The organism is Corynebacterium sp. CCUG 69979 (assembly GCF_024454095.1).
Lineage (GTDB): Bacteria > Actinomycetota > Actinomycetes > Mycobacteriales > Mycobacteriaceae > Corynebacterium > Corynebacterium genitalium.
This window is the reverse complement of record NZ_JAGPZA010000004.1, coordinates 120,643-140,767: the sequence shown is the minus strand read 5'-3', so window position 1 is coordinate 140,767 and position 20,125 is coordinate 120,643. Positions and strand designations below refer to the sequence as shown.

General features: G+C 62.9%; 21 protein-coding genes and 1 tRNA gene. 10 read left to right on the top strand and 12 right to left on the bottom strand.

The genetic code is table 11. From position 1 onward, the window contains the following. Positions 1-37: 37 nt before the first annotated feature. The gene (locus KBX18_RS04330; RefSeq protein ID WP_255994947.1) at positions 38-271 is read left to right on the top strand and encodes a PLDc N-terminal domain-containing protein; all 234 of its coding nucleotides are present in this window, start codon (positions 38-40) and stop codon (positions 269-271) included. Here KBX18_RS04330 and KBX18_RS04325 read toward each other — a convergent pair. The 4 genes from KBX18_RS04325 to KBX18_RS04310 are packed head-to-tail and all read right to left on the bottom strand — an operon-like array spanning position 268 to position 3,185. After that, entirely contained in the window at positions 268-861 is a 594-nt protein-coding gene (locus tag KBX18_RS04325; RefSeq protein WP_255994946.1) for a hypothetical protein, read from the bottom strand. The genes KBX18_RS04330 and KBX18_RS04325 overlap by 4 nt on opposite strands. Next, complete coding sequence (locus KBX18_RS04320; RefSeq protein WP_255994945.1) at positions 845-1,498, bottom strand: MerR family transcriptional regulator; 654 nt, start codon at positions 1,496-1,498, stop codon at positions 845-847. Before KBX18_RS04320 ends, KBX18_RS04325 begins: the two co-directional genes overlap by 17 nt. Before the next feature lie 40 nt (positions 1,499-1,538). Next, positions 1,539-2,909 (bottom strand): PFL family protein, encoded by a 1,371-nt coding sequence (locus KBX18_RS04315; RefSeq protein WP_255994944.1) that lies wholly within the window; start codon positions 2,907-2,909, stop codon positions 1,539-1,541. A gap of 6 nt (positions 2,910-2,915) precedes the next feature. Next, on the bottom strand, positions 2,916-3,185 hold the full coding sequence (locus KBX18_RS04310; RefSeq protein ID WP_040423699.1) for an ACT domain-containing protein: 270 nt from the start codon (positions 3,183-3,185) through the stop codon (positions 2,916-2,918). A gap of 65 nt (positions 3,186-3,250) precedes the next feature. Between KBX18_RS04310 and KBX18_RS04305 the strand changes: the two genes are divergently transcribed. Next, entirely contained in the window at positions 3,251-3,928 is a 678-nt protein-coding gene (locus KBX18_RS04305) for an SDR family oxidoreductase (protein WP_255994943.1), read from the top strand. 5 nt (positions 3,929-3,933) lie between these two features. Here the strand turns inward: KBX18_RS04305 and KBX18_RS04300 are convergent, their stop codons facing one another. Continuing rightward, positions 3,934-4,671: a glutamine amidotransferase gene (locus KBX18_RS04300; protein WP_005290101.1), complete on the bottom strand. Its 738-nt coding sequence runs from the start codon at positions 4,669-4,671 to the stop codon at positions 3,934-3,936. Positions 4,672-4,794: 123 nt separating this feature from the next. Next, complete coding sequence (gene acnA / locus KBX18_RS04295) at positions 4,795-7,575, bottom strand: aconitate hydratase AcnA (RefSeq protein WP_255994942.1); 2,781 nt, start codon at positions 7,573-7,575, stop codon at positions 4,795-4,797. 206 nt (positions 7,576-7,781) lie between these two features. Here acnA and KBX18_RS04290 point away from each other — a divergent pair, with 206 nt between their 5' ends. The 3 genes from KBX18_RS04290 to KBX18_RS04280 all read left to right on the top strand — a co-directional run bounded on the left by KBX18_RS04290 (position 7,782) and on the right by KBX18_RS04280 (position 11,672). Then, positions 7,782-8,273, top strand: a complete 492-nt coding sequence (locus KBX18_RS04290; protein WP_255994941.1) for a DUF6676 family protein — start codon at positions 7,782-7,784, stop codon at positions 8,271-8,273. Between the two features lie 567 nt (positions 8,274-8,840). Next, positions 8,841-10,586, top strand: coding sequence for a DIP1281 family NlpC/P60 protein (locus tag KBX18_RS11850; protein WP_255994940.1), 1,746 nt, complete (start codon positions 8,841-8,843; stop codon positions 10,584-10,586). Positions 10,587-10,622: 36 nt separating this feature from the next. Then, a complete protein-coding gene (locus KBX18_RS04280) occupies positions 10,623-11,672 on the top strand; it encodes a ferrochelatase (RefSeq protein WP_255994939.1) in 1,050 nt (349 codons plus the stop codon). Positions 11,673-11,679: 7 nt separating this feature from the next. Here the strand turns inward: KBX18_RS04280 and KBX18_RS04275 are convergent, their stop codons facing one another. Beyond that, positions 11,680-12,429 (bottom strand): hypothetical protein, encoded by a 750-nt coding sequence (locus KBX18_RS04275; protein ID WP_255994938.1) that lies wholly within the window; start codon positions 12,427-12,429, stop codon positions 11,680-11,682. A gap of 63 nt (positions 12,430-12,492) precedes the next feature. Here KBX18_RS04275 and KBX18_RS04270 point away from each other — a divergent pair, with 63 nt between their 5' ends. From KBX18_RS04270 to KBX18_RS04260, 3 genes are read left to right on the top strand one after another with little or no spacing between them, the layout of a single operon-like run. Further along, positions 12,493-13,341: a DUF3097 domain-containing protein gene (locus KBX18_RS04270; protein ID WP_255994937.1), complete on the top strand. Its 849-nt coding sequence runs from the start codon at positions 12,493-12,495 to the stop codon at positions 13,339-13,341. 10 nt (positions 13,342-13,351) lie between these two features. Further along, a complete protein-coding gene (locus KBX18_RS04265; protein ID WP_255994936.1) occupies positions 13,352-13,777 on the top strand; it encodes an NfeD family protein in 426 nt (141 codons plus the stop codon). Between the two features lie 2 nt (positions 13,778-13,779). Further along, the gene (locus KBX18_RS04260) at positions 13,780-15,081 is read left to right on the top strand and encodes an SPFH domain-containing protein (protein ID WP_255994935.1); all 1,302 of its coding nucleotides are present in this window, start codon (positions 13,780-13,782) and stop codon (positions 15,079-15,081) included. Positions 15,082-15,091: 10 nt separating this feature from the next. Here KBX18_RS04260 and KBX18_RS04255 read toward each other — a convergent pair whose 3' ends face one another. The 3 genes from KBX18_RS04255 to KBX18_RS04245 all read right to left on the bottom strand — a co-directional run bounded on the left by KBX18_RS04255 (position 15,092) and on the right by KBX18_RS04245 (position 16,470). Further along, on the bottom strand, positions 15,092-15,655 hold the full coding sequence (locus tag KBX18_RS04255; protein WP_255994934.1) for a MarR family transcriptional regulator: 564 nt from the start codon (positions 15,653-15,655) through the stop codon (positions 15,092-15,094). Positions 15,656-15,678: 23 nt separating this feature from the next. Beyond that, positions 15,679-16,332 carry a TVP38/TMEM64 family protein gene (locus KBX18_RS04250; RefSeq protein WP_255994933.1) on the bottom strand — a complete coding sequence of 218 codons (654 nt, stop codon included), beginning with the start codon at positions 16,330-16,332 and terminating at the stop codon, positions 15,679-15,681. A gap of 52 nt (positions 16,333-16,384) precedes the next feature. Further along, a tRNA-Leu gene (locus KBX18_RS04245) sits at positions 16,385-16,470 on the bottom strand. A 174-nt stretch (positions 16,471-16,644) separates the two neighbouring features. Between KBX18_RS04245 and KBX18_RS04240 the strand changes: the two genes are divergently transcribed. After that, positions 16,645-17,175 carry a YbhB/YbcL family Raf kinase inhibitor-like protein gene (locus KBX18_RS04240; RefSeq protein WP_255994932.1) on the top strand — a complete coding sequence of 177 codons (531 nt, stop codon included), beginning with the start codon at positions 16,645-16,647 and terminating at the stop codon, positions 17,173-17,175. A gap of 392 nt (positions 17,176-17,567) precedes the next feature. Further along, positions 17,568-17,921 carry a hypothetical protein gene (locus tag KBX18_RS04235; protein ID WP_255994931.1) on the top strand — a complete coding sequence of 118 codons (354 nt, stop codon included), beginning with the start codon at positions 17,568-17,570 and terminating at the stop codon, positions 17,919-17,921. On the opposite strand, the gene KBX18_RS04230 is transcribed toward KBX18_RS04235, so the two are convergent. Together KBX18_RS04230 and KBX18_RS04225 are read right to left on the bottom strand one after the other, a co-directional pair. Then, on the bottom strand, positions 17,918-18,994 hold the full coding sequence (locus KBX18_RS04230; RefSeq protein WP_255994930.1) for a quinone-dependent dihydroorotate dehydrogenase: 1,077 nt from the start codon (positions 18,992-18,994) through the stop codon (positions 17,918-17,920). The two genes, KBX18_RS04235 and KBX18_RS04230, sit on opposite strands and share 4 nt — an antisense overlap. Positions 18,995-19,006: 12 nt before the next feature. Continuing rightward, positions 19,007-20,071, bottom strand: coding sequence for a hypothetical protein (locus KBX18_RS04225; RefSeq protein WP_255994929.1), 1,065 nt, complete (start codon positions 20,069-20,071; stop codon positions 19,007-19,009). Positions 20,072-20,125: the final 54 nt, after the last annotated feature.

Sequence of the window (20,125 nt, the reverse complement as noted above, 5' to 3'; positions counted from 1 at the left end):
AGGCAGAGAATTGCCCCATGCGTATAAACTCGTTGTCATGAACCCGATTCAATCTATCCGTGAAGCATGGAACGCCCTCAGCAAAGAGGAGAAGACAGCCGCCGGCGTGATCGGCGCGATCGACACCGCCGCGAAGGGCATCGCTCTGTGGGACCTCGCCCGCGCTGACTCGAAGAAGCTCCGCGGCCCGAAGTGGCTGTGGACGTCCGTTATCGGCGCTGTCAACACCATTGGTTGGCTGAGCTACTTCATCGTGGGCAAGAAGTACTAGAGCACACCACCTGCATAGAAACGGACGCGGCGCACTGGCTGCGTCCGTTTTTTCTGCCATGGGTACGTGTCTTCGGCGGCGGGCACCGTTTCAAGCAGAATGATCTGGGTGTCCGTGCCGGCTGACCCGCCGATGGTGAGCTGCCCATCGTGGGCGGTGACGTCTGTTTCGTAGCTTCGGCTCGCGTTCCACTTGCTTACAAGCGCTAGGGGGACCGTAGCGAACACCTTCCGCCCTCTGCGCAGAACAAGCTGTTGGTCGTCGATGTAAGAGGGGCGCACGCGTTCGCTTGCGACGAGACCCCACACGAACACAATGCCCCACAACGACAGCAGCAAAGCTATAAGCTGCACAGTGCCGCTGGGAAGAAGTAGGTGCACGGCAACGAGCTCGATAAGTAGTACGGCAGTGAGGAAACTCAGCATCTGCAGCCGGCCGGGCGGATGCGGCAGGGGCTTCGCTCCCTCGGGCACGTCCGTGCGGCCGCGCGCCCACCGGATGAGGTCGCGGTAAAGCCCTAGCTCGTAGCGGCCCGCCCGCACCGCGGGGTGCTTTGCGGCGAGTGTCCGGAGCTTATGCGCCGTAGTCATCGGCCAGCTCCTTCAAGGTAGCGCGTTGCCGTGCGTCGAGGCCGGTGTCGCCCAGATCGATAGGCAGGTCCCCGGGGATGAGGGTTTCGGCGATCCCGCGCATGACGGTGCGCGGGAGAAGAGCTTTGAGCTTATCGACGTCGCCGTCGCCCCACGCCGCCGCAAACTTCAGCGTCGCGCTTCTGCACTGGTCGTCGGCGAGATTCGCGCGTAGCTGCTTCCACGTGTCAGGGGTCGCCACACCTGTCATCGCCATGAGGTCGAAAGTCTCGATCTCTCCGCGCGCGTAATCGGTGTCGCCCAACAAAGTAATGATCCCGCGCCGCAGGTCAGCCGGCAGCCCGAGCGGGGCCTCCTGCAGCGCGGCTAGGCGCTGGCGCTGCAGGGTCAGCCGTTCTATACGTGCGTCGATGAGCTCAATTGACCGGTCGACGGCGTCGGGGTGGTTGATGTGGGAGGTAGGGACGCCAGCGTCGATAAGCGCGCGGGCGCGGATGACCGCCGCGAGATCGCGCAGTGAGTAGTCGCGGTAGTTGCCTGCGGTGCGCGGTGGCTCGGGCACCGCTCCAGTTTCGTGCAGGTGGCGCACCGCCCGCACAGAGCAGCCGGCGGCGCGGGCGACATCAGAGATCCTCATGGCACCAGTCTGAACTATGACGCCGCGTGAGGGTCAAGCGTTAGTTTCGGAAACCGTGGACCGGTGCGGGAATGAAACCGCCCCGTTCCACAAACGGCGCGCAACTGACCTGGTTGACGGGGATGACTGGAGCGTAGCCCAACAGCCCGCCGAAGTTGACCTCGTCGCCAGGCTGAGTGCCGGGGACGGGGATGAGGCGTGCTGCGGTCGTCTTGTGGTTCATCACGCCAATGGCCGCTTCGTCGGCGATCATGCCGGCAATGCTGGCGGCTGAGGTGTCGCCCGGAATCGCGACCATGTCGAAACCGACCGAGCAGATCGACGTCATCGCCTCCAGCTTGTCCATCGTGATCGAACCCGCGCGCACAGCGTCGATCATCCCTTGATCTTCGGAAACGGGGATGAAGGAACCGGAAAGCCCACCGACGCGCGAGCACGCCATCATGCCGCCCTTCTTCACCGCATCGTTGAGCAGCGCCAGAGCGGCGGTCGTGCCGTGCGTGCCCACTTGGGACAACCCCATGTGCTCGAGGATGTGCGCGACGGAATCGCCGACCTCCGCGGTGGGGGCGAGCGACAGGTCGACGATGCCGAACGGCACCCCGAGCCGTTCTGCGGCGAGCGAGCCCACGAGCTGGCCCGCGCGGGTGATCTTGAAGGCTGCCTTCTTGATCTCTTCGGCGACCTCGTTCAGGCTTGCACCCGCGAGCGGGGTAATGGCGTAGTCGACCACACCCGGGCCAGACACGCCGACGGAGACGACTGTGTCCGGCTCCTCGATGCCGTGGAAGGCACCGGCCATAAACGGGTTGTCACCGACGGCGTTAGCAAAGACGACGAGCTTCGCGCACGCGATGGAGGATTCCTCCGCAGTACGGGCGGCAGCGTCTTTGACCACCTCACCCATGGTCTTCACGGCATCCATGTTGATGCCGGCGCGCGAGGAGGCGACGTTGACAGATCCGCACACGAAGCTGGTCTCCGACAATGCCTCCGGGATAGAGCGGATGAGGCGCTCGTCGGCCTCGGTCGCACCTTTCTCCACGAGAGCGGAGTAGCCGCCGATGAAGTTCACCCCGAGTTCGTTCGCGGCGCGGTCGAGAGCGCGGGCGATGTCAGCGGGGTTGCCGTCGACACCCGCGGCAACGAGCGCAATAGGGGAGACGGACACGCGCTTGTTCACGATCGGGATGCCCAACTCGCGTTCGATGCCCTCGCAGACCTCGACGAGACGGGAGGCGCGTTGAGTGACGCGGTCATAGACTGCGTCTGCAGTGGCTTCCATCGTGCCGCGCGTGCAGCCGATGAGCGAGATGCCCATGGTCACGGTGCGGATGTCGAGGCGGTAGTCCTCGATCATCGAGATCACGTCGACGATGCTCGAGGCTTTGAAATTGAGCTGGTTTGCCATGCCCGCTTAGACCTCGTTCATGACGGTGAACAGTGCCTCGGACTGGACGCGGATGTCCACGCCGAGACTCTTGCCCAGTTCACCCATCGTGTCTTGGAGTCCGGCGAGGTCGAACCCCTCGCCGGGTAGTTCCGCGCGCATGATCATAGTGAAAAAGTCGTCCATGATGGTCTGGGAGACGTCGACGATGTTGAGGTCGTGCTCCGCGGCTACCTGCGCAACGCCGGCAATGATGCCGACGCGGTCTGGTCCAGTGGTGGTGATGATTGCGTACATGCGCCCCATCCTACGACTCGCGGGTAAATCGGCAGGAGCCAGCATTCACGGTTACGGTGGGGTGCATGAGCACTGAAGAAAGCGCAGACAAAGCAAGCAAGTTCGTCCTCGTTCTCGGCGCGGGCGGCAACGTGTCCAAGCACACCGTTCCGCTGCTGACCGAGTCGGGGCACAAGGTCGCAGCACTCGTGCGCAATCCAGAGCACGCACCGTCGCTTATCGACGCTGGCGCCACCGTCATCATTCAAGACCTCACCACGCTGGATGAGGAAGGATGGGCGCGCCTGATCACTCCATTCGACACCGTTGTGTGGTCCGCGGGTGCCGGCGGCGGTAGCGCTGAGCGCACGTACGCGGTGGACCGCGATGCAGCGATGAAAGCAATTGACGCCCTGGAGGAACTGGGCGAATACACACCGCACTTCATCATGGTGTCCTACGCCGGTGCCGCCGAGGCCACCACTGAGGACGACGGCGGCTCGTGGTACGCGTACGTGGAATCGAAGAAGGCCGTGGATCAGCGACTGCTCGCGTCCGATCTCACGTACACGATCCTGGGGCCGACTCTTCTCACGGATGAGCCGTCGAAGGGCGTGACGGTGTTGACCGATGCGCGCAACGCGGATTCCAAGACGTCGCGTGAGCTCGTCGCCCAGGTCATCGTGGAGGCCGTCGACCGTGGTGAGATGTCGCCGAACCCCTTCGAATTCGAAGACGGCACCGAGCCGGTCAGTTCCGTCTAATCCGTCTAACTCGCTGCCTGCCCGGCGAGGCAGAACTGCGCGAAGCGCTTCACGATCTCGTTCGCCGTTTCCGTATCCACGCTGGGTAGTCCCGCGATGATGTCGTCGTAGGCCTCTTGCGGGAAGTAGCCGTAGTCGTAGTAGAAGTCCATGCGGGTCTTCATCGCCGCAGCGTCCATTTCAGCGTGGAACTGGGTGGCCCATACGCGGTCGCGGTAGCGGACGATTTGAACGGGGCACGAGGGGCCGTCGGCAAGCAGAGTGAGTTCTGGGTGCGTGCTGTGCGGCTCGGCGTTCTCGGTGTGACCAGTCAGAGCAGTGAACAACTTCGGTAGGTCGCGCAGCAGAGGGTCCTCGTCGGCGGAGGAAAGCAGGTTCACGATCGTCGGGCCCGAGGCCTCTGGGTGCGAGTGGGTCACGTTCCCGCCGAGGTGGTGGGTGAGCCAGCTCAGGCCGTAGCAGACGAAGAAGACAGGGATGTCGCCTTCGACGACCTCTCCGAGCAGGGTGTGCACGTGTTGCTGCCAGGCGTCGTAGGTGCCGTTCGTGATGTTGAGCGAACTGCCACCCACAAAAATCCCCTGAATGCCGTTCAAGCTGCCTAGCTCGGCGTGCTCGTCGCTAATTGTACGCAGCTCTACGTCGTCGGTGGTGAGTCCAGTGGCACGGAGCGTGTCGTGGTATTCCGCGTGGGACACCGCCGGGCCGACAGGGCCGTTGCGCAGGGAAAGGAAGAGAAGCATAGCGGGTAAGTCTAAACCGCATGCGTGAAGGCTCGCACATCCGGGGGAAGGAATCCCAAGGCGCCGATAAGCAGAAATGCGAAAGGGGCCGGGGAAACCCCGGCCCCAATCAGCTACAGACGGTTAGCTCTTGACCATCTGGCGCAGCACGTACTGCAGAATGCCGCCGTGGCGGTAGTACTCAGCCTCACCCGGGGTGTCAACGCGGACCTTCGCGTCGAACTCGACGGTCTCGCCGCCGTCCTTGGTGGCGGTGACGTGGACAGTCTCCGGGATGGTGTCGCCCTCGTTGAAGGCGGTGATACCGGTGATGTCGAAGGTCTCCGTGCCGTCCAGGCCGAGGGACTCGTGGGACTCGCCCTCCGGGAACTGAAGCGGCAGCACGCCCATACCGATCAGGTTGGAGCGGTGGATGCGCTCGAAGGACTCGGTGATGACAGCCTTCACGCCCAGCAGGTTGGTGCCCTTGGCAGCCCAGTCACGGGAGGAACCGGTGCCGTACTCCTTACCGGCCAGAACAACCAGCGGGATGTCCTGCTCGGCGTAGTTCTGAGCAGCGTCGTAGATGAACGCCTGCGGGTTGCCTTCCTGGGTGAAGTCCAGGGTGTAGCCGCCGGCGTCCTCAACGAGCTGGTTGCGCAGGCGGATGTTGGCGAAGGTGCCGCGAACCATGACCTCGTGGTTACCACGGCGGGAACCGAAGGAGTTGTAGTCGTGGCGCTCCACACCGTTGTCGTCCAGGTAGTTCGCAGCCGGGGTGCCCGGCTTGATCGACGAGGCGGGGGAGATGTGGTCGGTGGTCACGGAGTCGCCCAGCTTGGCCAGGACTCGTGCGCCGGTGATGTCGCCAACATCGTTGGGCTCCTCCGGCATGCCGTCGAAGTACGGTGCCTTGCGGATGTAGGTGGAGTCCTCGTCCCAAGCGAAGGTCTTGCCCTCCGGAACGTCGAGGTTCTGCCACTGCTCGTCGCCCTTGAAGACGTCGGCGTAGTCAGCCTCGTACATTTCGCGGGAGATGGTCTCGGCGATGACGCCCTCGATCTCCTCCGGGGACGGCCAGACGTCCTTGAGGAAGATGTCGTTGCCGTCAGCGTCCTGGCCGAGCGGCTGGGACTCGAAGTCGAAGTCCATGGTGCCGGCGATCGCGTAGGCGATGACGAGCAGAGGGGACGCGAGGTAGTTCATCTTCACGTCCGGGGAGATGCGGCCTTCGAAGTTACGGTTACCGGACAGCACGGCAGTGGCGGTCAGGTCGTACTCGTTGATGGCCTCGGAGATCTCGTTCGGCAGCGGGCCGGAGTTACCGATGCAGGAAGCGCAGCCGAAGCCGGAGAGGTAGAAGCCGACAGCCTCGAGGTCCTTCCACAGGTCGGCGCGCTCGTAGTAGCCGTTGACCACCTGGGAGCCCGGAGCCATGATGGTCTTGACCCACGGCTTAGCCTTCAGGCCCTTCTCGGCGGCCTTGCGGGCGAGCATGGCAGCACCGACCATGACGGACGGGTTGGAGGTGTTGGTGCAGGAGGTGATCGCAGCAATAGCGACCATGCCGTGGTCGAGGGTGTACTCGCCGCCCTGCGGGGACTCGACGATGACCGGCTTGGAAGCGCGGCCCTCTGCACCCTCAGCGGCGGACTCGCCGTTGGCCGGCCAGGACTGGTTGTACTCGACAGTGTCGACCTTCTCTGCACGCACCGGCTCTGCCTGGCCCTCGCCTGCCGTGTTGTAGTCCGGCAGCTGGGTGCGGAAGGTGGTCTTGGACTCTTCCAGGAGGATGCGGTCCTGCGGGCGCTTCGGGCCAGCGATGGACGGCTTGACGGTGGACAGGTCCAGCTCGAGGTACTCGGAGTACTCTGCTTCCGGAGCGTCCTGCTCGAGCCACATGCCCTGTGCCTTGGCGTACGCCTCGACGCGGTCGATGGTCTCCTTGTCGCGGCCGGTGAGCTCGAGGTAGTTGATGGTCTCCTCGTCGATCGGGAAGATCGCACAGGTGGAGCCGAACTCCGGCGACATGTTACCGATGGTCGCGCGGTTAGCCAGCGGGATCTCCTTGACACCGTTGCCGTAGAACTCAACGAACTTCTGGACCACGCCGTGCTCGCGGAGCATCTCGGTAACGGTCAGAACGACATCGGTTGCGGTCACGCCAACCGGGATCTCACCGGTGAGCTTGAAGCCGACAACGCGCGGGATGAGCATGGACACCGGCTGGCCCAGCATGGCTGCCTCAGCCTCGATGCCGCCAACGCCCCAGCCGAGGATGCCCAGTCCGTTTTCCATGGTGGTGTGGGAGTCGGTACCGATGCAGGTGTCCGGGTAGGCAACGCCGTCGTTGTCGAAGACGACGCGGGAGAGGTACTCGATGTTGACCTGGTGGACAATACCGGTCCCCGGGGGAACGACGCGGAAGTTGGAGAAGTTCTCTGCACCCCAGCGCAGGAACTGGTAGCGCTCTTCGTTGCGCTCGTACTCGATCTCGACGTTCTTGTCGATGGCGTTCTCGGAACCGAAGGCCTCGATGATCACGGAGTGGTCGATGACCATTTCCGCCGGGTTGAGCGGGTTGACCTGGTCCGGGTTGCCGCCGAGAGAAGAAACGGCCTCACGCATGGTGGCGAGGTCGACGACACAAGGGACACCGGTGAAGTCCTGCATGAGGACGCGGGCCGGGGTGAACTGGATCTCGATGGACGGCTCTGCCGACGGGTCCCAGTTGGCGATGGCGTTGATGTGCTCCTCGGTGACGTTCTTGCCGTCTTCGGTGCGCAGCAGGTTCTCACCCAGCACCTTCAGGGAGTAGGGGAGTTTCTCCATGCCTTCGACTGCGTCGAGGGCGTAGTAGTCATAGGACTTGCCGCCTACCTCGAGAGTCTTCTTGGCGTTGAAAGAGTTCTTGCTTTCAGACACGTGAGCTCCGTTTCTCGTTGTCGAACTGTGAAATTCTGGGTGTTGTGACCCATTCGGGTCCCTACCCGACAATGGTAAGGCACACACCAGATATAAGGGGTAATTCTAGGCACACTTGAAAGTTCTGTAAGCCTTTTAGTTACCCCGTTTGGGTATTTGCGCGTCGTCACGCTTATCGACGTTTCCCACCGCTACCCTTGACAACCATGCCGCACCCCGAAGCTGACCTCGATGCGCTGTCCGCCCAACTGCGTGACGGACGGGTCGCTTTCGGCACGGACAATCCGGTGAACGAGTCCCTGGCCGCGGATCTCACCCGAGCAATGGGCAATATCGATGCGGCGGGTGCGGCGGATGTGGGCGACATCGGCGTCGTGGTGCTGGAGACGACACCAGAGCGACCGGGGGACCTGCGGGACATCGCGCAGGATCTCCAGAATGTCACTGGATTGGACACGGTCGTGGTGCGCACGCCCAATTCGGCGGCTGCAGTGAGTAATTCTCTTTCACGCGCCGAGATTGAAAGCGGGCAATTGGCCATGGTGGGCGAGCCCGACTACGCCGTTGGTCTGGAGGCATTCGCCGCTGAAGCCGACGGGTTCGCGCCTCCGTGGGTTGTTGTCTTTCTCGTTCTGGCGGCCATCGTGGCGGTAGTTGTGCTCATGACGTTCTTCTCGGTGGTGCGACAGCGACGATAGTGGGCACCGTTAGTCAAGTTATCTGGCTTGTCTAGCAAAGCGTCCCGGCGTGTCTAATTCTTTCTTTTGAGGCGTGTGTTAACGGTTGTGGCGCGAACGTGACCGACGTCACATAAATAGTTTCCGCGGCTAAAACCGCAGGGTGTGCAGAAGTAACAGTCATGAGATTCGCCTTGACCAGTGTGAAAATTGGTAAAGGTTGTGCAACAGACTAATTAAGTGACTTATGGTTTCCATGTCAGCTCGTGGGCTGATCGCAGTTACATCAAACGCATACGTAACAGATCCGGAAACGGAAACTCGATTCGGGCATGTGGGGAAGCACGCCAAGGATTGGAGTTGACGGAAGCGCCAGGAAGAAGTCCCGGCGCTCCCGTGAGCTCTCTCTTGTTACGCCATGCAGCGCCGATGGGCCGCGTTCATTCCCGCGGGTTCGCATCCGTGACCATTCAATCGTCCGCACGTCAGACTTGACTGTCTGGCCCAGTGTGCCGCGCGTGGCTATCCGACTAAGTTCGGCGCGACCGCCCGCTGCACGGTGGGTTGTGCGGTGAGAGGAATACCTCCGTGGGATTCACCGTTCGTTCCGCGCAGGCGTCGTGGACTCGTTTCCGTTTCCGGAGCGTCGTCCCGGCCGCAGCATGCGCAGTTACCCTGTCCATCGCCAGCTCGTCGACGACCGCTGTCGCTCAGGACACGCCCGTGCCCTCGATTATCTCTGAGATCTCTCAAGGCGAGGCCGAGATCGATCGACTCAATCTGGAGATCGGCGGTCTCGCTGAGTCAGTCAACCAAGCGCTGGTTGATCTCCACGATGCTCAATCGCTTGCTGAGCAGGCCCGCCGCGGTGCTTCTGCGGCACGCGACCGTCTCAACGAGACCCAGGTCGATGTTGAGCGCGCACAGTCGGAGCTGGACGAAATCTCCCGTTCCGCCTACCGGTCTAGTAATGGCGGCGGCGCACGTGTTCAGGCCAACGGTGATGCACGTAAGGACTCCCTTGACCGTCAGACGTATCTGCGGAAGGAATCTGAGGGCAAGCGAGCGACGCTCGAGGAGCTGCAGCGGATGCGTACCCAAGCGGCGAACGAGGAATCGACGCTGCGTCAAGCCAGCAAGCTTGCCGAAGAGCGTGAGCGCGCAGCAACCACTGCGGAGTCCGAGGCTCGACAAACTTTGCAGAACTCGCTGTCTTCTCTGAACGAGCAGCTTGGGCTTCGCGATGACGCGCACGAGAATCTCTCGACTGCGCGGGAAGCGTTGGGCGAGCTGCGTCCGGAAGCTGCGTCTGAGACCGCGGCCCCTCAGGGAGCGAACGAGAGTGAAATTCCGTCCGGCTCTGCTACACCCGTTGAGGAAACGGAACAAGCCGCGGAGACTCTCGAGTCGGCAGATGCGTCCGAGACCGCTGACGGCGAAACTTCAGTGACCCCGGATGCGGAGAATACAGAAACGCCGGAGCCGGCTGCTGCGGAAACCCCGGTGGAGGAAACCCCGGTGGAGGAGAGCTCCGAAACTGGGGAGAGTGACGCTAACGTATCCGAGACTGCTGAAATTGAAGTGCCTGCTGAGGCTTCCGTGACTGTGGAGGAAGCGCCTGCCGGCCCGAGTCGCCCGGTCCTGGGTGACTTGTCCAACCCGGATTCGGTAGCAGCGGCTGTCGACGCTTTCGCTCAGGCTGTTGGGGAAGCACAGCCTGACCACGGTGTGTTCGACGATCCTTACTCGGAGGGTGACCGCGAGATCGCGTCGACGTCGTCAAGCGAAGAGGCGGACAACGCTGTCGCTGCAGCAGATGAAGAGAACGGAACCTCGGTCGCCGAGGTGCTGCCTGAGGTCATGGACGCTGCGCAGGCGACTGAGGAGATCCGTGGCGCAGAGCAGCCGGCGGCTGCGACGGCCCGTGAGGACCAGATCGAGGCTGTGATTGCGCGCGGTGAATCGCAGATTGGCACTCCGTATGTGTGGGGCGGCGGCGACGCCAACGGCCCGACCACCGGTATCCCCGACGGTGTGAGCGCGCACACGGGGCAGGCGGGTTATGACTGCTCCGGTCTGGTGCTCTACGCCTACTCGGGTGCTGGGGTCGATCTGCCGCACTACACCGGCTACCAGTACCAGCGCGGCGAGAAGATCCCTGCCGCCGAAGCTGAGCGCGGTGACCTGCTGTTCTGGGGCGACGGCGGCAACCAGCACGTGGCCATCTACCTCGGTGACGGCATGATGCTCGAGGCACCGCAGAACGGCTCGAACGTGCAGAAGTCCCCGGTTCGCCACAGCGGTATGGCTCCTTACGCGGTCCGTCTGATCTAGCCCGTGCCCACCCCCACGTGATCTAGACTGGGCTCTATGTCCCTGAGTGATTTTGATGCCCTCCTCGTCCTTTCCTTCGGTGGCCCCGAAGGGGAGGACGAGGTTATTCCTTTTCTCGAGAATGTCACCAAAGGCCGCGGCATTCCCCGCGAGCGCCTCGCTGAGGTCGGTGAGCACTACTTCAACTTCGGTGGTGTGAGCCCGATCAACGAGCAGAACCGCACGATCATCTCCAATATTGAGGCGGAGATTGAGCGGCGAGGCGAAACCCTTCCTGTCTACTTCGGCAACCGCAACTGGCGCCCGTTCGCATTGGAAGCGGCCGATGAGATCAAGGCGGACGGCCACCGTAATGTCGCTGTCTTCGCCACCTCGGCCTGGGGTGGGTACTCGGCGTGCCGCCAGTATGACGAAGACATCGTGAAGCTGCGCGAGTCCCACGGCGACATCGAGTTCACGAAGTTGTGGCAGTTCTACGGTCACCCGACCTTCGTCTCGCTCATGGCCGACCATGTCCGCCAGGCGTGGGAGGCCGCAGACCAGGCCACCACGCGCGTGCTGTTCACTGCGCACTCTGTTCCCAACGCGGCTGATGACGCTTCCGGTGGCCCGACCGACGTCAACCTGTACTCGCGCCAGGTCGAGGAGGCGTCCCGGCTGATCGCTGAGGCTGCCGGCCTGCCGTCTTACGAGGTCGTGTGGCAGTCCCGCTCCGGTAACCCGGCTACGCCGTGGCTGGAGCCGGACGTGGTCGACCGCACCGAAGAGCTGCATGATGAAGACAGCTCGATCAAGCACATCATTTGCGTGCCGGTGGGCTTCATCACCGACCACATGGAGGTCATCTGGGATCTCGACACTGAGCTCAAAGAAGCTTGCGATGAGCGCGGCATCACCTTGACTCGTACGCCGACGGTCGGACTCGAGCCGGAATTCGCCAACCTCGTCCTCGATCTCGTGGAAAACACCGCCGCCGGGACCGAACCGAAGACGCTGTCCACGATCACGGTTCAGGGCTGCACGCTCAATGGCGCGCCGTGTAAGGAAGGCTGCTGCACCCCGCAGCGTCCCCAGCCGCAGAGCTAAGCCTGCTTTAGTCGCCGCGCTGGTAGTCGAGCACAGCGTCGGCGACACCGGCCATGCGCGCCGTGCGGATGTGGCGCCACAGGGCGAACAGGTGCGGGTCAAATGAATGGTCGCCTAGCGTATCGACGACCGTCTCCACCACCGCCGCAACCGCATCCGCCCGGGCGAACAGTTTGGCCGCACGCGGCGGGGTTCGCATGGGCAACCCCGGGGTGTCGTAGAAGTCTGCCAGTGTCCCCACCGTCAAACGCGGGTTGGGCAGATCTGACCGGATACCCCCGGCCGCCTCGATGAGGACCGCAGCTTCGTTCGTGGCGCGGGAGAGAAGCGCATCCGCCTCGCCGGGGGAGAGCCAGGCCGGTTCAGGCAGGCGCTCGTGCTCCTCGAACCAGCGCCACTGCGTGCCGTTATCGCCATATTCGGGAATCAGGATGTGGTTCGCCCCTGCGTGGCCGCGGATGACCACCGCACCGGCTTCACCAAGGGCCGCTGCCGCTGGCGAACCGGCGGGCAACTCCGGCGGTTGGCCAGGTCCGGATAGGATGAGGCGGACTGCTGGCCCTTCTGTATCCAGGTCGGCTTCGGAACGGATCTCCCGCAACAGGTGGGCCAGCGGTTGGCCGGCATAGTGGTGGTCCCCACCGAGGTCCGTCAGCGCCGACACGAGCGCGTCAGTGGACTCGTGCCCATAGAGCCACGCAGCCAACCAGACAGCTGCGTTCTGGAGTGGAGAATAGACTTCAGTGCGGGCATTCACGCCGGAGAAGTATAGCGTGGGGCCCCGATCAGACAGAATGGATCGGCTACACTCTTGGCCACTATGAGCCCATCCCATGATCCTTATGGCGGCGATATTTTCGCTGGCCACGACCGTAAAAAACCGCGGACGTTCCGCACCGTGGAGGCAACTCCGGACGTTATCGCGGAGGTCTTCGGCGACCCGGACGAGTTCGTCGGGGCCGTCGTTGGACTCGAGCGGACCTACGACGGGGATTTCGTCCGCCTCGAAGACCGCCGGGGCACCCAGCGGTTGTTCAAAATGCTGCCCGGAGCGTTTCTGGTGGAGGGGGAGAGGGTGACGTTGGGCAGGCCCGTCGTCAAGCAGGAGCCGCGCAAGTCGAATTCTGGCTCGCGCCGCGTGGACAACGTGCAAGCGAAGGTGGCTATGCCGTCGCGCATTTGGGTCGAGGGCGTGCACGATGCCGCGATTGTGGAAAAGGTGTGGGGGCACGACCTGCGGGTTGAAGGTGTCGTGGTCGAGTTCCTGGAGGGACTGGATAATCTCCCGCAGCGGCTCGAGGAATTCCAGCCCGGCCCCGGCCGGCGCATCGGTGTGTTGGCGGATCACCTCATCGAGGGGTCGAAGGAGTCCCGGCTCGTCGCGAATGTCGGGCCGCACGTGCTGGTCACCGGTCATCCCTACGTGGATATCTGGGCTGCGGTGAAACCGGAGAAGCTCGGCATGCGCGCATGGCCGGACGTGCCTAAAAGCGAAGACTGGAAGACCGGCATTTGCCGGCGGTTGGGATGGTCCGACCCGCGCGAAGGGTGGAATCGCGTGTACAACGCGGTGGAGACCTTCCGCGACATTGACCACACCTTGATCGGTGCGGTGGAGAGACTCGTCGACTTTGTAACTAACCCGGAGCTGAGCAAAGAAGACCTGTAGTCTTTTGAGCGTGGGAACAGTTATTTGGCTTATCGGCACACTTGTTCTCGCCGGTCTTGAACTTGCGGCCGGTGAGTTCACTTTCCTCATGCTCGCCGGAGGTGCCGCGGTTACCGCGGGGGCGTCGCTGTTTGGATTGCCGGTGTGGGCTGAGATTGTCATCTTCGGGCTGTCGTCGGCCGCGTTGATTCTGTTCCTCAAGCCCTGGCTGCACCGTCGGTATTCGAAGCCGCGCGCGCTCGACACATCCCCGAAAGCGCTCGTTGGATCGAGAGCGCACGTGCTGGAAGACATCACTCCGTCGAGCGGCCAAGTGCGTCTCGACGGTTCCATCTGGTCTGCCCGGGCCATTGACCCCGCCCATGTCATCGCGGCGGGTGAACACGTCATTGTTGCTGATATCGACGGGCCAACGGCCGTCGTCTGGAAGGAATAGCCATGCCGTTGACGATCTTTCTCATCGTCCTTTTCCTTTTCATCATCTTCGTCATCTTCCGCTCTATCGCGTTGATCCCGCAGGGCGAAGCTGCCGTCATCGAAAGGTTGGGAACCTACACCCGCACCGTGTCGGGCGGAATCACGCTCTTGGTCCCGTTTGTGGACCGGGTGCGTGAGCGCGTCGATACGCGTGAGCGCGTTGTGTCCTTCCCTCCGCAGGCCGTGATCACCCAGGACAACCTGACCGTGGCGATTGACACGGTAGTGACGTTCCAGATCAACGACCCCGCCCGCGCGATCTACGGCGTGGACAACTACATCGTCGGTGTGGAGCAGATTTCCACCGCAACCCTGCGCGACGTTGTCGGCGGTATGACGCTGGAAGAGACCCTGACCTCGCGCGAGACGATTAACCGCCGCCTGCGTGGTGAGCTCGACGCAGCGACTGCGAAGTGGGGCCTGCGCATTAGCCGAGTGGAGCTCAAGGCGATTGATCCGCCGCCGTCCATCCAGCAGTCCATGGAGATGCAGATGAAGGCGGACCGTGAAAAGCGCGCGATGATCCTCACCTCCGAGGGTCGCCGCGAGTCCGACATTAAGACTGCAGAAGGTGAGAAGCAGGCACGCATCCTCGCCGCGGAGGGTGAGAAGCACGCCGCGATTCTCGCAGCCGAGGCCGAGCGCCAGGCCACCATCCTGCGTGCTGAGGGTGAGCGCGCCGCGAAGTACCTCAATGCGCAGGGTGAGGCCCGCGCAATTCAGAAGGTCAACGCCGCGATCAAGACCTCTGGCGTTACTCCCGAGCTGCTCGCGTTCCAGTACCTGGACAAGCTGCCGCAGATTGCCGAGGGCAAGGGCTCGTCGATGTGGATGATTCCGTCGCAGTTCGGCGACGCGCTGGAGCAGTTTGCGAAGGCCTATGCGAAGAAGGACGACGACGGGGTCTTCCGCTACGAGGCGGCGCTTGTCGACGAAGAGACCAAGGACCTCGCCGGCCGCGAAGACACCGACCAATGGTTCGAGACCGCCCAGGACCCGGAGATCGCCCGTGCCGTGGCAGAAGCCCGCGCTGTGGCCAATAAGCCGGTGGACTCTCCGCTCGACGAGCAGGAAGAGCGCGAAAAGCCGGCGATCAGCTCGCGAGTGAAGCGTAACGACGACCCGGCTGGCCCGTCTGGTGACGGTGCTTCCCGCCCGGTGGCGATGCCAGGGGAGCCCCAACAGCAAGAGTTCCCGCAGGTAGCCTACGAGCAGCCGCTGACCGGTCAGCCCGGTCAACCCGGTTTTCCGGGCCACCAATAGTTAGCTGCAACTAGCTGGCAGCGCGGCTGATCAGGTTCACGGCGAGCTGCCACCCAGCCTGCTCGGCCTGCCAGCCGGCGGCCTGGAGCCGCTGGCTCATCGCCTGTTTAGAGATGCCGAGCTCCTCGGCTGCCTCGTTCTGATTCAGTCCTGAGCGCACTAGGGAGGTTGCTTCGCGGCCCTCAAGGGTGCGCTTCGCAAGGACGTGGCTCAAGAGCGCAAAAGCGGCTGCGATGTCGTCAGCACCGGTTGCGTCGGCGGATCCGGCTTCCACTACTACGCTGACAGTTCCCGGACGGTTGCCCACCGCGTCCGTTGCGGCATAGACAGCGGGGCTTACTGCGGATGATTCCGCGGTGATCCCCAGTCCGATCGCCCAGTCGCCGTCGGATAGAAGTGCCATAATCAGCATGCAAGCGGCTTCGGCGCCATCCACGTGTGCGCGGATGTCCTCCACACCGACGACATCGAAGCTGCCGACACCATCGAGGGTGGACAGTGCCTCGGCGGAGCGCTTGACCAATTGGGCGCGGCGGGTGTCGCGGCCGCGGTAGCGGGCGTGGACAGCAATCATGCGGTCTATTCTACCCGCTAAAGCTAGTGGTCTAGGGTAGGGGATTGACGGGTGGGGAGTCGGGCGTCGATAAGCAGACCGGCGAGGCCGGCAACCGCAAGCACCGCCATGATCGCGATGAAAACAGGGTTCGCCTCACCGGTAAGTGTGTCACCGAAGATGGTGACCAGGATCGTGCCCGGTGCGGAGCCGATGAGCGTGGCCACTGTGAACGGAACCACGCGCACACGGGTGAGTGCGGCGGTGTAGTTGAGGATGGAGAACGGGATTCCTGCGATCATCCGGAGGCTGAGGATAGCTAGCCATCCTCGTTCCTCTAACCGTTGATTGATGGCCAGAACCGACGGGTGCGTCAGCCGGGCTTCAATCCAGTCGCGGAGCAGAAAGCGCACAATGAGCAGCGAGATCGTGCCGGCCACTGTGGTCGCTGTGAGCGCGAGAAGGATGCCCTGCACGGTTCCGAAGAGGATGCCAGCTGAAATCGTCATCACGGTGCGGGGGATTGGAAATTGCGTGATCAGGATGTACAAAAGCCAGAAAACGACGGGGAACCAGGGGCCGGTTTGATCGGCCCAGGCGCGAAGAGTGGCCAGGTCCGGGACGTCAAGAAGCATCCACAGCGTAACGAAGGCAATAGCCGCCACGAGGAGAGCTGCGATGCGGCGAGGGTCGCGCATGTAAAGCCTCCTGAAACGTGAAAACCGGCTCCTCGGGGGAGCCGGTCAAGGGTGCCCGAGGGGGGACTTGAACCCCCACGTCCGTTAATAGGACACTAGCACCTCAAGCTAGCGCGTCTGCCATTCCGCCACCCGGGCTTTGGGTGTTATCGGCCACCAGGATAACCGGGTGGCCGGGCACTCGTAAGACTATAAGGCGTGCGTCGCACGGGGAGCAAATCGCATGGTAGATGCACGTTTGCATAGAGCGGTGCCGAGCTAGCCGCGGACGAGATCGTGTGCAGGATAGGAAGTTACCGGTACAAAGGAGCTATGACTGCTTCTTATGACCAAGACCGTTTCCCCGGCCCCGATCCGTACGCACCGCTGGCTGACGTGCCGGCCTTCGAGCTCACGTCGACCGACATCGTCGATGGTGAGCGCCTGGACGACAAGCTGGCTGGCGATGACGCGACCAGCCCGCAGCTGGCGTGGTCCGGTTTCCCGGAAGGCACGAAGACGTTCGCGGTGACCTGCTTTGACCCGGATGCCCCGACCGCATCGGGCTTCTGGCACTGGTCGGCATTCAACATCCCGGCTGACGTCGCAGAACTGCCGTCGGGCGTTGGCTCCAAGGAGGACCTCGGTGTCGGTGCGACGACCCTGACCGGCTCGTCCGGCATCAAGGGCTACTACGGTGCCAACCCGCCGGAAGGGCACGGCCCGCACCGCTACCTCTACGCTGTCCACGCCGTGGACACTGAGCTGCCTGTCGACGAGATCGCCAACCCAACGCAACTCGGCTTCAACCTGAACTTCCATGCACTTGGCCGCGCCATCGTGTGGGGCTGGTACGAGAACTAAGCATTGCGCGCGAAGGTTCTTCCAGTGCTGTGCCTGCTTCCGGCGCTTCTTGCCGGGTGCAGCATGAGGGAGGTGCTGGTGCCATCTCTGTCTGCGCCTTCTGAGTCGTCTACGGCTCTTGCGCCGCCTGAAACTCCGACTATTCAGGAGGCCAAGGAGAAGTCGGTGGCCATCCAGCGTGAGTTGCAAGCGCTTATTCCGCAAGAACACTGGGCGCCGGAGCGGCCATCATTTCGTCTCTTGACCGCCCGGACGATTTGCCGATGCTCACAATTACACTGTGGAGTCCCTGTGCAACGCTTCCAGAGGGCGTGAACCCATACTCGTTCAAGATCTAGCCAACACACCGCACGCGGCTGGGCAGCATACCCCCGTGAGGTAAGGTCGCCGGCATGGTCCCCGTTCAGCTCCGTGTCGGCGGTGCCTTCATGGCTCTGGCCGTTGTCCTGATCATCCTCGCCATTATGGCGTTCATCTCCGGAGACAGCGTTTTCACGTTCACTCCGTCTGACTTAATGCTGTGTGTTGCCGCTTTGCTCTTCGGCAGTTTCGGCGCATTCACACGCGAAGAACGGGGCTCCCTCACACGCGTCATCGCACTGGCTCTGACTTCAGTGCTCATCCTTGCGTCGGTGGTCACGCCGAAGACGACCACCGTTTTCACCACCGAGACCTACTGGCTTCTCCTGTGGGCCGGCATGGCTATCATCTGCGCGCTCATTCTGCGCCGTTCAGCCGCCGCTTAGGCCTTCCACTCGAGACCGCTGCCGACGGCTTCGCTGATGTTGCTTAGCCCGTGCGCTCTCACCTGCGCGGCAAGTCCTTTGTGAATGTCGCGGATCCATCCCAGCCCGCCATAGATGAACGGGGTGTAGCCCTGCAGCAGGTGAGCACCAGCCGCGATGCGCTCCCACGCCTGTTCAGGGGTAGAGATGCCGCCCGCGCTCACGAGCACGAGCTTCCCGCCGACACGCGCGTGCAGCCGCTTGAGCACTTCGAGCGAGCGCTTTGCGACGGGCGCACCAGAAACCCCGCCAGCCCCCATCGCAGCGACCTCGTCCGCGTCGGTTTTCAACCCCTCGCGGCTGATCGTGGTGTTGGTGGCCACAATGCCTGCCAGACCCAGATCATGGGCGAGGTCGGCGACGGCATCGACATCCTGGTCGGAAAGATCCGGGGCGATCTTCACCAGGACCGGGGTGTCGGTCGATTCCTGCACTGCGGCGAGAATGGGGCGCAGTTCCTCAATGGCCTGCAGGTCACGCAGGCCGGGTGTGTTGGGGGAGGAGACGTTGACTACTAGGTAGTCAGCAAGTGGACCGAGCAGGGAGGCACCAGTGCGGTAGTCGGCGACAGCATCCGTGGAGGTCTTGTTTTTGCCGATATTGATTCCAACAACGTCGTTGGAGTGCTTGCGCTCCAACCTGCGGGCCACATCGAGCGCGCCCTCATTATTGAAGCCCATGCGGTTCAAAATCGCTTTGTCGGCGGGCAAACGGAACAGGCGCGGGGCCGGGTTGCCTGGCTGCGGGCGCGGGGTAACGGTGCCCAGCTCGGCGTATCCAAAGCCGATTGCCCCCCACGAGTCGATGGCCGTGGCGTTCTTATCAAAGCCCGCGGCGAGGCCGAGTGGGGCGGGGAAGGAGACGTCGAAAAGCGTCTGCTTGAGCACGGGATCATGAACGCGGACGAGTTTTTCCATGCCGCGGTTGGCTGGGGTGACCGCATTCAACAGCGTGAGCGAGCCACTGATGATGCCGTGGATACGCTCCGGGGGGAGTAGGAACATGACCTTGAGAAGACGGTCGTAGGCACTCACAGCGGTCTCCTTTTAGTTGGTGGCACTATCGACAGTAGCCGGATCGATGACTTGCAGCCCGTCGCCTGAGGCGGAGCCGAGCACGAGTGAGCCGTCTTCCAGTGCTATGAGGCTTTGAGCATCAGCAACAGTGTTCAGCTTCCCCTTTTCCAGGGGTACACCCTGGGAAAGGTCGTAGGCGGTGACCGTGTTGGTCTCGGTGGAGCTCACCCAGGCAAGACGGCGCTTCGAGTCCCACGCGACATCCCAGGGGCCGCCGTCGGTAGGCACCATTTGGTGTAGTCGGACGACTTCATCCGTGGTGTAGACCAGCATGCGGTTGCCGGTGGCATCGGCAGCCAGCACCATGCCGTTTTCGCCGAAGGCGACTTTGCCCACGCCCAATCCAACACGCAGTGTGCCGCCCTGGTGCCCTTCGACGTGAAGGTCTTGGATGGTGGTGTCAAAGCGGTTGATGCGCACGACTCGGTCAGCGTCGTCCGTCTGCTCCTGCGCAAGGAGGTAGTCGGACGGACGGGCCACTTTGAAGGTATCTAGCTCGGTGCCGTCCTCGGCGTAGATCCAGACGCGTTCTTCCGTGTCGGAACCAGCGATGATGCCGCCGCCGAAGAGGGGAGCAGCAACAGTCACGTCGTCGCCAACGGGAACGATTGTGTTCGGGTTACTCGGGGCAGAAGGGTCGACCAGTTCGACCTCGTTGTGGTCCGCGCGCGCAACCGCGAACTTGCCAGCGTTCGCCGAGATGTCCGCGGCGTCGGGATCGATTGCGGTTTCCCGCGCATTGCCGGAGGTGAGCATGTCGATGTCGCCGACGAGCAGTTTGTCGCCAGCCCGCACACCAAGGCCGCCGTCTTTGATCTCGGTATCGGTGCGCGTTGCCGGCACGAGATCGATGTCTTGGATCGGGTCGAAGTCGATGACCTCACCCGCCGGGTCAGTAGCCTCTGGTGAGGCCACGGGCTCGGCGTTGCCCATGGTGTCCATCTGCTCCTCGCCCTGCTCGATCATACCTTGGGTGCAGCCGGTCAAAACCAGGCTGGCAGAGACAACAACAGGCAAGAACACACGCTTTTTCACGGTTGTCAGCCTAGCAACTGGCCAACCGCCACCAATCTGCTGGCCGTGCGCCAT

What these genes read in the sequence shown, in the direction of transcription:
- KBX18_RS04305 (WP_255994943.1), top strand. Translation starts at nt 3,251, where the DNA reads ATGAGCACTGAAGAAAGCGCAGACAAAGCAAGCAAGTTCGTCCTCGTT.
- KBX18_RS04300 (WP_005290101.1), bottom strand. Translation starts at nt 4,671, where the DNA reads ATGCTTCTCTTCCTTTCCCTGCGCAACGGCCCTGTCGGCCCGGCGGTG.
- KBX18_RS04320 (WP_255994945.1), bottom strand. Translation starts at nt 1,498, where the DNA reads ATGAGGATCTCTGATGTCGCCCGCGCCGCCGGCTGCTCTGTGCGGGCG.
- KBX18_RS04330 (WP_255994947.1), top strand. Translation starts at nt 38, where the DNA reads ATGAACCCGATTCAATCTATCCGTGAAGCATGGAACGCCCTCAGCAAA.
- KBX18_RS04280 (WP_255994939.1), top strand. Translation starts at nt 10,623, where the DNA reads ATGTCCCTGAGTGATTTTGATGCCCTCCTCGTCCTTTCCTTCGGTGGC.
- KBX18_RS04255 (WP_255994934.1), bottom strand. Translation starts at nt 15,655, where the DNA reads ATGATTGCTGTCCACGCCCGCTACCGCGGCCGCGACACCCGCCGCGCC.
- KBX18_RS04290 (WP_255994941.1), top strand. Translation starts at nt 7,782, where the DNA reads ATGCCGCACCCCGAAGCTGACCTCGATGCGCTGTCCGCCCAACTGCGT.
- KBX18_RS04250 (WP_255994933.1), bottom strand. Translation starts at nt 16,332, where the DNA reads ATGCGCGACCCTCGCCGCATCGCAGCTCTCCTCGTGGCGGCTATTGCC.
- KBX18_RS04270 (WP_255994937.1), top strand. Translation starts at nt 12,493, where the DNA reads ATGAGCCCATCCCATGATCCTTATGGCGGCGATATTTTCGCTGGCCAC.
- KBX18_RS04310 (WP_040423699.1), bottom strand. Translation starts at nt 3,185, where the DNA reads ATGTACGCAATCATCACCACCACTGGACCAGACCGCGTCGGCATCATT.
- KBX18_RS04260 (WP_255994935.1), top strand. Translation starts at nt 13,780, where the DNA reads ATGCCGTTGACGATCTTTCTCATCGTCCTTTTCCTTTTCATCATCTTC.
- KBX18_RS04235 (WP_255994931.1), top strand. Translation starts at nt 17,568, where the DNA reads ATGGTCCCCGTTCAGCTCCGTGTCGGCGGTGCCTTCATGGCTCTGGCC.
- KBX18_RS04240 (WP_255994932.1), top strand. Translation starts at nt 16,645, where the DNA reads ATGACTGCTTCTTATGACCAAGACCGTTTCCCCGGCCCCGATCCGTAC.
- KBX18_RS04325 (WP_255994946.1), bottom strand. Translation starts at nt 861, where the DNA reads ATGACTACGGCGCATAAGCTCCGGACACTCGCCGCAAAGCACCCCGCG.
- KBX18_RS04315 (WP_255994944.1), bottom strand. Translation starts at nt 2,909, where the DNA reads ATGGCAAACCAGCTCAATTTCAAAGCCTCGAGCATCGTCGACGTGATC.